11 protein-coding genes are annotated in these 12,924 nt (G+C 67.9%); 8 read left to right on the top strand and 3 right to left on the bottom strand.

The genetic code is table 11. From position 1 onward, the window contains the following. Positions 1-23: 23 nt before the first annotated feature. On the top strand, positions 24-3,404 hold the full coding sequence (locus EV580_RS25690; RefSeq protein ID WP_133694778.1) for a TM0106 family RecB-like putative nuclease: 3,381 nt from the start codon (positions 24-26) through the stop codon (positions 3,402-3,404). Beyond that, positions 3,401-4,753, top strand: coding sequence for an FAD-binding oxidoreductase (locus EV580_RS25685; protein ID WP_133694776.1), 1,353 nt, complete (start codon positions 3,401-3,403; stop codon positions 4,751-4,753). The genes EV580_RS25690 and EV580_RS25685 overlap by 4 nt, the downstream gene beginning before the upstream one ends. A 70-nt stretch (positions 4,754-4,823) precedes the next feature. On the opposite strand, the gene EV580_RS25680 is transcribed toward EV580_RS25685, so the two are convergent. Both EV580_RS25680 and EV580_RS25675 read right to left on the bottom strand, forming a co-directional pair. Beyond that, on the bottom strand, positions 4,824-5,633 hold the full coding sequence (locus EV580_RS25680) for a thioesterase family protein (RefSeq protein WP_133694774.1): 810 nt from the start codon (positions 5,631-5,633) through the stop codon (positions 4,824-4,826). Positions 5,634-5,635: 2 nt separating this feature from the next. Continuing rightward, positions 5,636-6,484 carry an SMP-30/gluconolactonase/LRE family protein gene (locus EV580_RS25675; RefSeq protein ID WP_133694772.1) on the bottom strand — a complete coding sequence of 283 codons (849 nt, stop codon included), beginning with the start codon at positions 6,482-6,484 and terminating at the stop codon, positions 5,636-5,638. A 102-nt stretch (positions 6,485-6,586) separates the two neighbouring features. Here EV580_RS25675 and EV580_RS25670 point away from each other — a divergent pair, with 102 nt between their 5' ends. The 6 genes from EV580_RS25670 to EV580_RS25645 are packed head-to-tail and all read left to right on the top strand — an operon-like array spanning position 6,587 to position 12,021. Next, positions 6,587-7,558, top strand: a complete 972-nt coding sequence (locus EV580_RS25670; RefSeq protein ID WP_133694771.1) for a zinc-binding dehydrogenase — start codon at positions 6,587-6,589, stop codon at positions 7,556-7,558. Then, entirely contained in the window at positions 7,555-8,313 is a 759-nt protein-coding gene (locus EV580_RS25665) for an HpcH/HpaI aldolase family protein (protein ID WP_133694769.1), read from the top strand. Before EV580_RS25670 ends, EV580_RS25665 begins: the two co-directional genes overlap by 4 nt. Further along, positions 8,306-9,031, top strand: a complete 726-nt coding sequence (locus EV580_RS25660) for an SDR family NAD(P)-dependent oxidoreductase (RefSeq protein WP_133694767.1) — start codon at positions 8,306-8,308, stop codon at positions 9,029-9,031. Before EV580_RS25665 ends, EV580_RS25660 begins: the two co-directional genes overlap by 8 nt. Continuing rightward, positions 9,013-10,488, top strand: coding sequence for a flavin-containing monooxygenase (locus tag EV580_RS25655; protein WP_133694766.1), 1,476 nt, complete (start codon positions 9,013-9,015; stop codon positions 10,486-10,488). The genes EV580_RS25660 and EV580_RS25655 overlap by 19 nt, the downstream gene beginning before the upstream one ends. 4 nt (positions 10,489-10,492) lie before the next feature. Next, positions 10,493-11,419, top strand: a complete 927-nt coding sequence (locus tag EV580_RS25650; RefSeq protein ID WP_133694764.1) for an alpha/beta hydrolase — start codon at positions 10,493-10,495, stop codon at positions 11,417-11,419. 38 nt (positions 11,420-11,457) lie between these two features. Beyond that, positions 11,458-12,021, top strand: a complete 564-nt coding sequence (locus tag EV580_RS25645; RefSeq protein ID WP_133694762.1) for a hypothetical protein — start codon at positions 11,458-11,460, stop codon at positions 12,019-12,021. Between the two features lie 8 nt (positions 12,022-12,029). Here EV580_RS25645 and EV580_RS25640 read toward each other — a convergent pair whose 3' ends face one another. Continuing rightward, the gene (locus EV580_RS25640; protein WP_133694760.1) at positions 12,030-12,860 is read right to left on the bottom strand and encodes an SDR family oxidoreductase; all 831 of its coding nucleotides are present in this window, start codon (positions 12,858-12,860) and stop codon (positions 12,030-12,032) included. Positions 12,861-12,924 lie beyond the last annotated feature (64 nt).

Here is a 12,924-nt window from a genome sequence, read left to right as displayed (position 1 = left end):
GTGCGCCCGCCTACAGTGGGTCTGTGTTCGTCGCCGACGACCGCGTCATCTACAGCGCATCCGACCTCGCCGCGGCCGCACGCTGCGAGTACGCGCTGCTGCGCGCGTTCGATGCCAAGCTCGGCCGGGGCCCGTCGGTATCGGCCGAAGACGAGCTGCTGGCCCGCACCGCCGAGCTCGGCGATCAGCACGAGGAACGTCACCTCGACGAGCTGCGGTCGGCGGCCGACGTCACCGTCATCGGCAGGCCCGCCTACTCCGTCGCCGGACTGACCGCCGCCGCGCACGCCACCCGGCGCGCGGTCGAGCAGCGCGCGCCCGTCATCTACCAGGCCGCGATGTTCGACGGCCGCTTCGCCGGTTTCGCGGATTTCCTGTTACTCGACGGCGAGCGCTATCGGCTGCGCGACACCAAACTCGCCCGCTCGGTAAAAGTCGAGGCACTGCTGCAGCTGGCCGCCTACGCCGAAACGCTCTCCGCCGCAGGGGTTGCCGTGCACGACGAGGTGGAACTGGTGCTGGGCAACGGAATAACGCGCGCCTACCGGGTCGACGAGCTGCTGCCGGTCTACCGATCCCGCCGCACCGAATTGCAGGAGTTGCTGGACCGGCACCTCGACGCCGGACTCGCCGTCGACTGGGCCGACGAGCGGGTGCGGGCCTGCATGCGCTGCCCGGAATGTGAAGCGCGGGTCCGCGAAACCGACGACTTGCTGTTGGTGGCGGGCATGCGGGTCAGCCAGCGGGCGCGGCTGATCGAGGCCGGCATCACCACGGTGGCCGAACTGGCCGCACACGATGGTGCGGTGCCCGATATGCCGGCCCGTGCGGTCAAGGCGCTGAGCGGGCAGGCGCGCCTGCAGATCTCGCCGCGGGTGGAGGGTAAACCGCCGTACGAAGTCGTCGACCCGCAGCCGCTGATGCTGCTGCCCGATCACGACAAGGGTGATCTGTTCTTCGATTTCGAGGGCGACCCGCTATGGACGGCCGACGGTACCGACTGGGGCCTGGAGTACATGTTCGGGGTACTCGGAGCCGGTGGGGAGTTCAAGCCGCTGTGGGCGCATGACCGCCGCCAGGAACGCAAGGCGCTCAAGAGTTTTCTGGACATGGTCCGCAAGCGGCGCAAGCGCTATCCGAAGATGCACATCTATCACTACGCGGCGTACGAGAAGACGGCACTGCTGCGGCTGGCCGGCCGCTACGGCGAGGGCGAGAACGAGGTCGACGACCTGCTACGCAACGGTGTACTGGTCGATCTGTATCCCTTTGTGCGCAAGAGCATTCGGGTCGGAACCGAGAACTACAGCCTCAAATCGCTCGAACCGCTGTACATGGAGGCCGAACACCGGGCGGGCGACGTCACCACCGCCACCGACTCGATCACCATGTACGCCCGCTACTGCGAGCTGCTCGCCGACGGGAACGACGACGAGGCCGCGGCCGTGCTCAAGGAGATCGAGGACTACAACCACTACGACTGCCGGTCCACCCGCAAGCTGCGGGACTGGTTGTTGCACCGCGCCTTTGAGGCCGGCGTGCCACCGCTGGGTATGCAACCGGTGCCCGACGGCGGGCAGCTCGACGTGGACGACGACCTGTCCCGGACGTTGGGTGGCTTCGCCGGGGATGACGTCACCGCCCGGACTTCCGAGCAGCGGGGGGTTGCGATGGTCGCCGCGGCGCGCGGCTATCACCGCCGCGAGGACAAGCCGTTCTGGTGGGGCCACTTCGACCGGCTCAACAGTCCGGTCGACGAATGGTCGGACACGCCAGGGGTTTTCCTGGCTGACGCGGTGACGGTGGACACCGACTGGTGTGTGCCGCCGCGGGCCCGCAAGCAGCAACGCCGACTGCTGCTGACCGGCTCGATCGCCGCGGGCGATCTCGACCGCGACATGTATGCGATGTACAACCCGCCAACCCCGGCCGGGTTGTCCGAGGACCCCGAGCGACGGGCATACGCCTCGGTGACGGTGCTTGAATGTGACGACCCGGCCGCTCCCACCGAGGTGCTCGTGATGGAGCGAGAACCAAAGAGCGGCGGCGTGTTCGACGCCGTCCCGTTCGCGTTGACGCCCGGCCCGCCGTTCCCGACGAAGGCTCTGCGCGAATCGATCGAGGCCGCGGCCACCAAGATCGCCGCAGGACTGCCCGAGCTGCCTTCGTCCGCCGTCGTCGACATCCTGCTGCGGCGCCCGCCGCGTACCGGAGGCCCGCTGCCTCGGACGGGTGACAGTGCCGCGGACATCACCGCCGCGCTGCTGACCCTGGATTCGTCGTACGTCGCGGTCCACGGCCCGCCCGGCACCGGCAAGACCCACACCGCCGCGCGCGTCATCGCCGCACTGGTGAACGAGCACTGCTGGCGGATCGGGGTGGTCGCGCAGTCACATGCCGTGGTGGAGAACCTGTTTCGGGACATCATCGGCGCAGGGGTGGACCCGGCTCTGGTGGCCAAGAAACCCAACGGCACCGGCCCGTGGACCGATATCGACGACAAGAGCTACTCCGCGTTCATCGCCGACAACGACGGCTGCGTGATCGGCGGTACGGCATGGGATTTCGCGAACGCCTCCCGGGTGCCCCCGGCGAGCCTGGACCTGCTGGTGATCGAGGAAGCCGGCCAGTTCTGCCTGGCCAACACCATCGCCGTCGCACAATCGGCCACCAATCTGCTGTTGCTCGGCGATCCGCAACAGCTGCCGCAAGTCAGTCAGGGCACCCACCCCGAACCGGTGGACGCCTCGGCGCTGGGCTGGCTGATCGACGGAGCACACACCCTGCCCGACGATCTCGGCTACTTCCTGGACCGTTCGTATCGCATGCATCCTTCGGTGTGCGCGGCGGTATCCCGGCTCTCTTACGACAATCGGCTGCATTCGGTCGAGGAGCGCACCGCCGCCCGCCAACTCGCCGGATTCCAGCCAGGGGTGCACGTGCTGGCGGTCGAACACGACGGCAACTCGACGGACAGCCGCGAGGAGGCCGACGCGATCGTCGCCGCGATCACCGGCATGCTCGGCTCGGCGTGGACCGACGAGGGCGGCACCCGGCCGTTGACCGCTGCCGACGTGCTGATCGTGACCCCGTACAACGCCCAGGTGGTGCTACTGCGCCGTCTGCTGGATGCGGCCGGACTGGATGAGGTTCAGGCAGGCACGGTGGACAAGTTCCAGGGCCGCCAGGCCCCGGTGGTGTTCGTCTCACTGGTCGCCTCGTCGATCGCCGAGGTGCCGCGCGGAATCTCGTTCCTGCTCAACCGCAATCGGCTCAACGTCGCGGTGAGCCGGGCGAAGTACGCGGCGGTGATCGTGCGTTCGACCATGCTGACCGATTACCTGCCGTCCACGCCCGCGGGGTTGGTGGAGTTGGGGGCGTTTCTGGCAATGTGTGCGCCATGAGTTCCTCGCTGCCCGAACGACTCCAGGCCATCGTGGGTGCCGCGCATGTCGTCACCGACGCTGACGTACTGGACGGCCGCAGCGTGGACCACACCGGCCGATACCGCGGGAAGGCGAGCGCGCTGGTGCGTCCCGGTTCGGCCGACGAGGTTGCGGCGGTCCTGCGGGAGTGCCGCGATGCCGGGGTGTCGGTGACCGTGCAGGGCGGGCGCACCTCGTTGGTGGCCGGAACGGTGCCCGAACACGACGATGTCCTGCTGTCCACCGAACGCCTGACCGAGATCGGCGACGTCGACGTGGTCGAACGCCGGATCCGGGTGGGGGCCGGTGTGACCGCCGCTGCCGTCCAACGCGCGGCAGCCGCCGCCGGCCTGTTCTTCGGAGTCGATCTCGCCGCTCGTGATTCGGCCACTGTCGGCGGGATGGCATCGACCAACGCCGGCGGACTGCGCACCGTGCGCTACGGCAACATGGGCGAGCAGGTGATCGGCCTGGACGTCGCATTGCCGGACGGATCCGTGGTGCACCGGCACAGCCAGGTGCGCGCCGACAACACCGGCTATGACCTGGCCTCGCTGTTCGTCGGCGCCGAAGGCACGCTGGGGGTGATCACCGGCCTGGATCTGCGGCTGCATCCGGTGCCCGCGCATCGGGTGACGGCGGTGTGCGGGTTCACCGATCTGGCGGCGCTGGTGGCCACCGGCAGACAGTTGCGCGACACCGAATCCATTGCCGCCCTGGAACTCATCGACGGACGGTCGGCGGCACTGGCCGCCGAGCATTTCGACGTGCCGGTGCCGACGAGCGGCGACTGGCTGCTGCTGATCGAGCTGGCCGGCGAGACGGATCTGACCGAGCGGCTGGCCGACGCGCTGGAGGATGCCGAGCTCTCCGGCGAACCCGCGGTGGGCATCGACGCGGGAGCCCAACAGCGGCTCTGGCAGGTACGGGAGTCGACCGCCGAGGTGGTCGGCCTGTTCGGTCCGCCCTTGAAATTCGATGTCTCACTGCCGTTGTCGGTGATCCCGGCATTCGCGACCGACTCCGCGGCGCTGGTCGCCGAGCACGCCCCCGATGCCATCCCGGTGCTGTTCGGCCACATCGGCGAGGGCAACCTGCATCTGAACGTGTTGCGGTGCGGCGCCGAGCAGGAGGCTCACCTGTATGCGGCGATGATGAAACTCATTGCCGCCCATGGTGGGAACGTCAGCTCGGAGCACGGCGTCGGCAGTCGCAAGCGCGCCTACCTCGGGATGGCGCGGTCGGACGCTGACATCGCCGCGATGCGCACGATCAAGGCCGCCTTCGACCCGACGGGCTATCTGAATCCCGCGGTGCTGTTCGACTAGGCGCCGCCCAGACTGCAGTTGTTGTACGCATTTCGCGAGTAGGCGCGCGAACAAGTGCAGTCTCGGCGGGCTAGGGCCTAGGGCGTACCAGCACCGACTGCTGGATGACGCCGATCGCGCCGTCGTCGTCGAACAGGGTGCCCACGGTCGTTCCCACGCCGTCTGGCCCGTACATCGTCTCGGCGCGAATACCGATCCAGTCCCCCTTGGGAATTCGATGCACGTGCACCGCCAGATCGGTGTTCAGGAACGTGTACTTGGTGATGTCGATCTTGGAACCGATCCCATTGGCATCATCGGCAACGGCGAACAGCCGCTCCAGCGGGGTCATCTGCTCGCCCTGCACCAGGTCGACCATCGGCCGCAGCCACGACTCCCCCGGCCCGGGCGCCAGCGGCTTGGTCAGCCACAGCCATTCCAGGCTGTGCACGTAGTTGCGGTCGAAGTTGTCGGCCAGGTTGCGGTTCACGCCGTCCGCACGGGGGCGCAATGGCTCCACCGGCGCAGACAGCAGCGCTTCGGTGTCCAGCGTCAGCATCCGCCAGCCGCTGGCCCTGGCGACCGGCCGAGGTTGCCCGTCCGGGCCTTGCCCGAGCATCGTCGCGGACACCAATTCGATTTGCTTGCCGCTTCTTTCGAGCGTGGAGGTGATCCACAGGTCGCCTTCGGCCGGAACCGGCCCCAGCAGGTCGACGACCACCCGGCTCAGCCGGGTGTCCGCTCGCTGCTCGCAGCGCTCCAGCGCACGGGCCAACAGTGCCGACACCGGACCCGCGTGCTGGATGTGCGACGTCCAGGTGCTGCGAACCAAGTCGGTGGCCCGGAACTTCTCCCCACGCGGATCGTCCGGGTCGACGAGTTCGTAGTAGCTGTCGGTCATGCTCACCTTTCGATTGACGGAAAGCCCGCGCCGGGCACGTCGACCGTGACCGTCTCCACGTACGAGAGCCGGGTGCCGACGAGGCGCTGCGGGTAGGCATCCGAGCTCGAGACCAGGAACAGGGTGCGCAATTCCGGTCCACCGAGCATGCACGCGATCGCCGCCCGCTCCCCGATGTCGATGCGATCGGTGACCGTGCCGCCGTCCACGATCCGCTCGAACTGGTGGGCCAGCGTCATCGACGTCCACACCCCGCCAGCCGCGTCCAGCGCGATGCCGTCCGGCGGCCCGTCGAGTCCGTCGGCGAACACCCGCCGCCCGGACAGCGCACCGCCGGCGTCGATGTCGTAGGCGGTCAGTCGCCGCGCGGTCGATTCGGCGACGATGAGCGTGCCGCCGTCCGGCGTGATCACCATCCCGTTGGGGAAGTCGAGGTCCTCAGCCACCACGGTGACCGAGTCGTCGAGGTCGAGCCGAACGATGATGCCGCCCTCACGCGCCTGCGAGCCGATGTAGGCCCGGCCGTGCGCATCGATCACCATGTCGCCGAGGTTGGCCGGAGCGATCTCGGACAGGTCGACGACCTCGGTGACCGTGTCGCCGTCGTAGGCCAGGACGACCTGGCGTTCGGTCGACACGATGAGCAGCGTGCCATCGGGGCGGAAACCCAGACCCGCTGGCGCATGGCCGGGCAGATTCAGCGTGGTCATCGAGCCGTCGAGAGTGACGGTGCGCACCGCCTCGCCGAGCATGTCGGACACCCACAGCAGACCCTCGTACCAGCGTGGCCCTTCGCCGAAACTGAGGCCCTCGGCCAGCAGCGCGCGCGCCAGGGAACTCGTTACCGTCATACCGTGCCTCGACCCATACGTAGACTTTACAAAAACTCGCACAAGTGTCACGCTCCGTACGTGCCACTGTCAACGACCCACGCGGTATCGGAGGCTTAGCTCGTGTGGTGTTATCGGCTCGTCGCGCCGTATACGTTCGAGCGGGTCACAGTGCCCGAACCCGCGTCTGACCAGCTGCGTGACGGACAGGTCCTGCTGAAGTTCCTCGCCGCCGGAATCTGCGGCAGCGACATCCCCGGCTTCAAGGGCGTGCAGGGCCGGCTGCCGGGCGACACCGGAGCACTCGCCGCGGAGATGGCGGGCTTCCCGGTCCACGAGATCGTCGGCGAGGTGCTGGCCAGTGCGCACCCCGACCACCGCGCGGGTGACCGTGTCGTCGGCTGGGCCTCCGGCTTCGACGGGCTCATGGAGTACGTCATCTCCGATGGCAACGGCCTGGCCCCCTACGACCCAGCGCTGAGTCCCGCACACGCGGTCGGACTGCAACCGCTGGCCTGCATTCTGTATGCGGTCGAACAGCTTCCACCGTTGGCCGGCAAACGAGTGGCGGTGATCGGCCAGGGATCGATCGGGCTGTTGTTCTCCTACGTGGCGAAAGCCGCTGGCGCACAGCACGTCACCGGCGTCGACCCGATCTACCGCGACGACATCGGCGCGAAGTTCGGGGTCGACACCGTGGTGCGGGCCACCAGCGACCGCTGGGTGGCGCACCTCGCACCGCATGACAAACCCGATGTGGTCATCGAAGCGGTCGGCCACCAGGTGGCCACGCTGAACAACGCGGTTGAGGCAACGGGGTTCGGCGGCACCGTCTTCTACTTCGGTGTGCCCGACGACGACAGCTACCCGATCAGCATGCGCATGATGCTGCGTAACAACCTCACGCTGAAATCCGGTGTGACACTGGAACGCCGGCGGGTCCTCGACGCTGCCGACGCGTTCGCCCGCGCCCATCCCGATCTGCTGAGCATGTACGTCACGCACACTTTCGGGGTCACCGACGTGCAAGAGGCCTTCGAGTTCGCGTGCCGCCCGACCCCGGGCCGGGTCAAGATCTCTATCGTGGCCTCATGACCGCGAGCAGGTTGCAGCAGGCGCTGGCAGACAAGCCGCAGGTGTGGGGTGGCTGGATCACCGGCCCGACGTTCGCCGGGCCCGACGAATTTGCCAGGGCCGGTTACGACTACGTCGGGTTCGACATCCAGCACGGCTATCTCGACGACGCCGACGTCGCGCAGATCCTGCGCCGCATCGAGCACGTTCCAATCGCCACCGCGGTAAGGGTTCCGTCCGCCGCGTCGGCACCGATCGGCCGGGTGCTCGACGCCGGTGCCGACGCGATCATCGTGGCGATGGTCGACCGTCCTGAGCAGGCCGCCGAGGCGGTGGCCGCCACCCGGTTCACCCCCGACGGGATCCGCAGTTTCGGTCCGCTGCGCGCCAGCCTCGGCGCTGACCCGGCCGCGCTGGCCGACCGGGTCAGCGTGTTCGCGATGATCGAGACGGCGGCCGGGCTGGATGCGGTCGACGAGATCTGTTCGGTGCCAGGCCTTGCCGGCGTCTACGTGGGCCCGGCGGATCTGGCGATTTCACTGGGCGCCGGGATCGTCAAGGCGACCGGTAACCCGGTCGTTCGCGACGCGATCGTTCGCGTTCAGCAGGCCGCCGCGACGGCCGGCATTGTCGCCGGTATCCACGCCGGTGACGGCGTGACAGGAAAGGATTTGGCCGCGTTGGGCTTTCAGCTGATCACTCTCGCCCCGGAGTCGGGTGCACTGCGACGCGGTGCGATGGCGCATCTGGCCGAAGCCGAGGGCCGCAATGACTAAAGTAGCGCTGGTGACCGGCGCGGCACGCGGTCAGGGCGCGGCGCTGGTGACCCGGTTGCGCGCCGACGGCTTCAAGGTCGCCGCCGCCGACCTGCGCATCGAGGAATTGCGCACGACGGTCGAGGCGCTGGATGACGACGGTGTGATGGCCATCGAGCTGGACGTCACCTCCGAAGAGCTGTGGTCGGCCGCGGTAAGCGAAGTCGTCGAGCGCTTCGGCGGGTTGAGCACGCTGGTGAACAATGCGGGTGTACTACACCGGGCGTCGCTGTCCGAAGAGACCGCACAGGGTTTCGAAAGTAGTTGGCGGTTCAATACTTTGGGACCGTTCCTGGGTATCAGGACCTCGCTGGAGCACCTCCGCAAGGCAGAGGGAGCCGCGATCGTCAACACCTGCAGCACCGGGGCGATCCGGCCATTCCCGTTCCACGCGGCCTACGGCTCGTCGAAGTGGGCGCTGCGCGGCCTGACCCAGATCGCCGCGGCCGAATTGGCGAGCGACGGCATCCGGGTCAATGCCGTGTTCCCCGGCCCGATCGACACCCCGATGCTCGACGACACGGCTCGGCAGCGGCTGATCGAGCGGTCCTACAGCGGACGGCTCGGCCAGCCGATGGAAGTCGCCGACGCGGTGGCCTTCCTGGTTTCCGAGCACGCGTCGTTCATCACCGGTTCCGAGCTCGTCGTCGATGGTGGGCAATGCCTGCGGATCGGCTGAACCCGCTGTCGGTCGGCATCATCGGCGCCGGCCCGGGTGGGCTCGCTCTCGGTATCTTCCTGGCCAAGGCCGGCTTTCGGGACTTCACGATTTTCGACCGCGAGGACGGGGTCGGCGGCACCTGGCGGATCAACACCTATCCCGGGCTGGCCTGCGATGTGAAGTCGCATCTGTACTCCTTCTCGTTCGACCTGAACTCGGAGTGGAGCCGGATGTGGCCGGGCCAGCCGGAACTGCTGGAGTACTTCGAACGGTCCACCGATCGCCACGGTCTGCGCCCGCACCTGCGGCTGAACACCGAAATCACGACAGCACAGTGGAATTCCGGCACCAACACCTGGACGCTGACGGACGCGACCGGCCAGCAGCACACCTTCGACATCGTGGTCTCCGCTGTCGGCATGTTCACCAAACCCCTGCTGCCCGAATTGCACGAGCAGGAGCCGTTCACCGGGACGCTGATGCACACCGCACGCTGGGACCACTCCGTCGACCTCACCGGGGCCCGGGTCGCGGTGCTGGGCACCGGCTCCACCGCATCGCAGCTGCTGCCCGAGGTCGCCAAGGTGGCCGACAAGGTGTACTCGGTGCAGCGCTCCCCCACCTGGATCCTGCCCAAGCCGGACCGGCCGTACACCGATCGGGAACGCTTGCTGTTCAAGCGCATCCCGTTCGCCAAGAAGTTCTACCGGACCCGACTGTGGCTGCGCAGCGAACGCAACATCTCGGTGATCGAGAATGGCAGCGACAAAACCCAGGAGTTCAAAGACATCTCGTTGCGCTACCTCGAAGCATGCGTCGCCGATCCTGAGCTGCGCGCCAAGCTCACCCCGGATCACCCGCTGGGCTGCAAGCGGCTGGTGTTCGCCGCCGACTACCTCTCGACACTGACCCAACCGCACGTCGAGGTGGTGTCCAGCCCGGCCCGCTCGCTGCGGGCTCGCTCGCTGGTGACCGAGGACGGTTCCGAACTGGATGTGGACGTGGTGTTGTGCGCCACCGGTTATGCCGCCACCGACTACCTGGGTCAGATCGACGTCATCGGCGAGGGCGACCGCTCGCTGCACGACACCTGGCGCGACGGGGCCTTCGCCTATCTGGGAATGACGGTCCCCGGCTTTCCGAACTTCTTCATGCTGTACGGGCCCAACACCAACGTCGGGTCCAATAGCGTGATCTTCGTGCTCGAAGCCCAGGCGCACTACATCGTGCGGGCACTCGAGCATCTGCGCCGCACGCGCGGACGCTATGTCGCGGTGCGCCCGCAGGCCATGGCGCGGTTCCTCGCCGACGTCGATCGCTGGATGGAGGGCACGGTCTGGACCACGCGATGCAGCAACTACTTCCGGGCACCCAACGGCCGGGTGGTCACCCAGTGGCCGCGCAGCGCTCGGGCGTTCTGGGCCTTGACCCGCCGATTCCGCCCACGCGACTACACGTTCAGCCCCGGCGGGTAGCCCGATGCAGCCCGATCCCGAGATCGTCCGGCGCCTTGACCCCGCGCTGCATGGGTTCGCCGCGGCCCGCAGCGATCTGTCGCCGGGCGGTCTTGGCGCCGTTCGGGATTCACTGAATCAACGCCGACGCGATGCCGTCGCACACATCGATGCCGCCGGCGTCGAGATCGCCGACAACACAGCCGGCGCCGTGCCGGTCCGTATCTATCGGGGCGCGCCGTCGCGCTCGCCGGCGGTGATCTATTGCCACGCAGGTGCATTCGTCCTGGGCAATCTCGACACCGACCACCGCCAGTGTGTCGAACTGGCCCGCCAGGGCGCCTGCACGGTGATCTCCGTGGACTATCGGCTGGCTCCCGAGCATCCGTATCCCGCCGCGCTCGACGATGCCGCCACGGTACTGGCGTGGGCCTGGGACGCGGCCGATGAGCTGGCACTGGACCGTGACCGGCTGGCATTGGCCGGCAACAGCGCGGGAGGCGCACTGGCGGCCGGATTGGCCCAGCGGGCCGCGGCCGAGATGGTTCCGCCGGTCGTCGGCCTGGTTCTACACCAACCGGTGCTCGACGACCGTCCCACCGCATCGAAGGCCGAGTTCCTGACCACACCGGGTTTCGACGGTGTCGCGACCGAACAGATGTGGCGGCACTATCTTGGCCAGACGCCTCCGAGCGCGGCCGCGGTGCCCGGCCGCAGCCACCAAATGATCGGCGCCGCAAGCACCTTCATCACCTGCTCGGAGCTCGACCCGCTACGCGACGAGGCATTGGACTACGCCCGCCAGCTGCTGCGTGCCGGCGTGCGCACCGATGTGCACCTGTTCGGCGCGACCTGTCACGGCTTCGATTCGCTGTGCCCCGAGTGGGAGGTCAGCCAGGCCCTGCTGACCATGCAGGCACAGGCGCTGCGGGGCTTTTTCGCCCAATCTTGACCTTTACAGATTGGCGCGAAACTGTCACGCTGGTTGGCGTGCATGAGATCGACGAACGACACCGCCAGCGCGACGCTCCCCGGTCGCGCCAGCGGACGCCCCGACTCGCCCCCTATCAGCTGGATGTCGTCGGCGCCCACGTCGCTGACGTCGTCGACTCTGCAGGCGGCTGGCTGTTCGACCGCGTGATGGCGGGCTGGAACGTCCGAGTCGCGGTCAGCGCCCCCGGTGACCTCGCTGCCCTACAGATCCTCGGAGTGCAGACCGTGAGCCTGGCGTCGGTGTTCGGCGCCACGCCGGCTCCGGCGGCGCTGGCCGTGGCCGGCTCGATCTGCAGCGCCGATGGCCGGATCAGCGAGGCGCTGGCCGCGTCGGTACGCTCGGCCCGCACCGAAGTCACCGTCTGGGGTGACCTGTGGGTGCCCAGCGTGGGCCGCCCGGGCGACGAGGTACGCCACGAATTGAGCTCAGCCGCAAGGGTGTTCAAGGCGCAGGCGGCGTTCGCTGCCGGGCTCGACCCGGCGGTCGCGGCCTACGAGGTCTTCCGCAGCTATGGCCAATCCATCACGACCGAATACCCCGACCTGCAGCCGGTCGGCTAGCCCGTCTCCTACTTGTCGACGAAGATGTCGATGATCGGGTTGTCCCCACCGCCGTAGCGCGACAGGTCCTCGACACCGGCCGCGCGCAGCACGTCGGAGTCGATCGAGCAGTTGCCGTTGACCTGCGAGCCCGGCGAGATGATGATCTCGACGGCCGCGTCGGCCATGATCTCCGGGCTGCGCGAGGCGGCAAGGGCCTCTTCGAAATCCGCCGAGTTGGCCACCGCCGACGTCGCGATGTAGGTCTCGGGCCACAGACAGGTGAAACCGATTCCGGTGTCGGCGTATTCAGCCGCCCAGCCCATCGACAGCAGCGTCATGCCGTACTTCGACAGGGTGTACGACGGATGGGCGCCAAGCCAGTACGGGTTGAGGTTCAGCGGCGGCGCGATGGTGACGACGTGACCGTTGGGCGACTTGCGCAGGTACGGCAGGCACGCCTTGGTCAGCAGGAATGTGCCGCGAATGTTGATCTGCTGCATCAGGTCGAACTTCTTGGCCGACAAGGTCTCGGTCGAGTCGGTGGAGATCGCGCTGGCGTTGTTCACGCAGATGTCGACGCCACCGAAGTTCTGCACCGCGGCATCGACGGCGCGGGCGACGTCCTCTTCACTGCGCACATCACCGACCACGGCGACGGCCTTCCCGCCGGCCGCTTCGATCTCGGCGGCGGCGGTGTACACCGTGCCCGGGAGCTTCGGATGCGGCTCAGCGGTCTTGGCCAGCAGCACGACGTTGGCGCCGTGGCGGGCCGCACCGAGCGCGATGGCCAGACCGATACCCCGGCTGCCCCCCGACACGACGAGCGTGCGATCGGTGAGCGAGTGCTTCTCGGCCATCATTCTCCTCGATGAAAATTGCATTCTCTTTTTCAGCGAGCATAGTCCTCCGACGAGAAGAACG

It is taken from the genome of Mycobacterium sp. BK086, assembly GCA_004362315.1.
Taxonomy (GTDB): domain Bacteria; phylum Actinomycetota; class Actinomycetes; order Mycobacteriales; family Mycobacteriaceae; genus Mycobacterium.
Note: the sequence above shows the minus strand (reverse complement) of the source record. Positions and strands in the feature narration are given on the sequence as shown.

Bases quoted from the DNA above. Each gene is read 5' to 3' on its own strand.
- EV580_RS25660 (WP_133694767.1), top strand. From the start codon at position 8,306: ATGACTAAAGTAGCGCTGGTGACCGGCGCGGCACGCGGTCAGGGCGCG.
- EV580_RS25675 (WP_133694772.1), bottom strand. From the start codon at position 6,484: ATGACGGTAACGAGTTCCCTGGCGCGCGCGCTGCTGGCCGAGGGCCTC.
- EV580_RS25640 (WP_133694760.1), bottom strand. From the start codon at position 12,860: ATGGCCGAGAAGCACTCGCTCACCGATCGCACGCTCGTCGTGTCGGGG.
- EV580_RS25665 (WP_133694769.1), top strand. From the start codon at position 7,555: ATGACCGCGAGCAGGTTGCAGCAGGCGCTGGCAGACAAGCCGCAGGTG.
- EV580_RS25650 (WP_133694764.1), top strand. From the start codon at position 10,493: ATGCAGCCCGATCCCGAGATCGTCCGGCGCCTTGACCCCGCGCTGCAT.
- EV580_RS25680 (WP_133694774.1), bottom strand. From the start codon at position 5,633: ATGACCGACAGCTACTACGAACTCGTCGACCCGGACGATCCGCGTGGG.
- EV580_RS25655 (WP_133694766.1), top strand. From the start codon at position 9,013: ATGCCTGCGGATCGGCTGAACCCGCTGTCGGTCGGCATCATCGGCGCC.
- EV580_RS25685 (WP_133694776.1), top strand. From the start codon at position 3,401: ATGAGTTCCTCGCTGCCCGAACGACTCCAGGCCATCGTGGGTGCCGCG.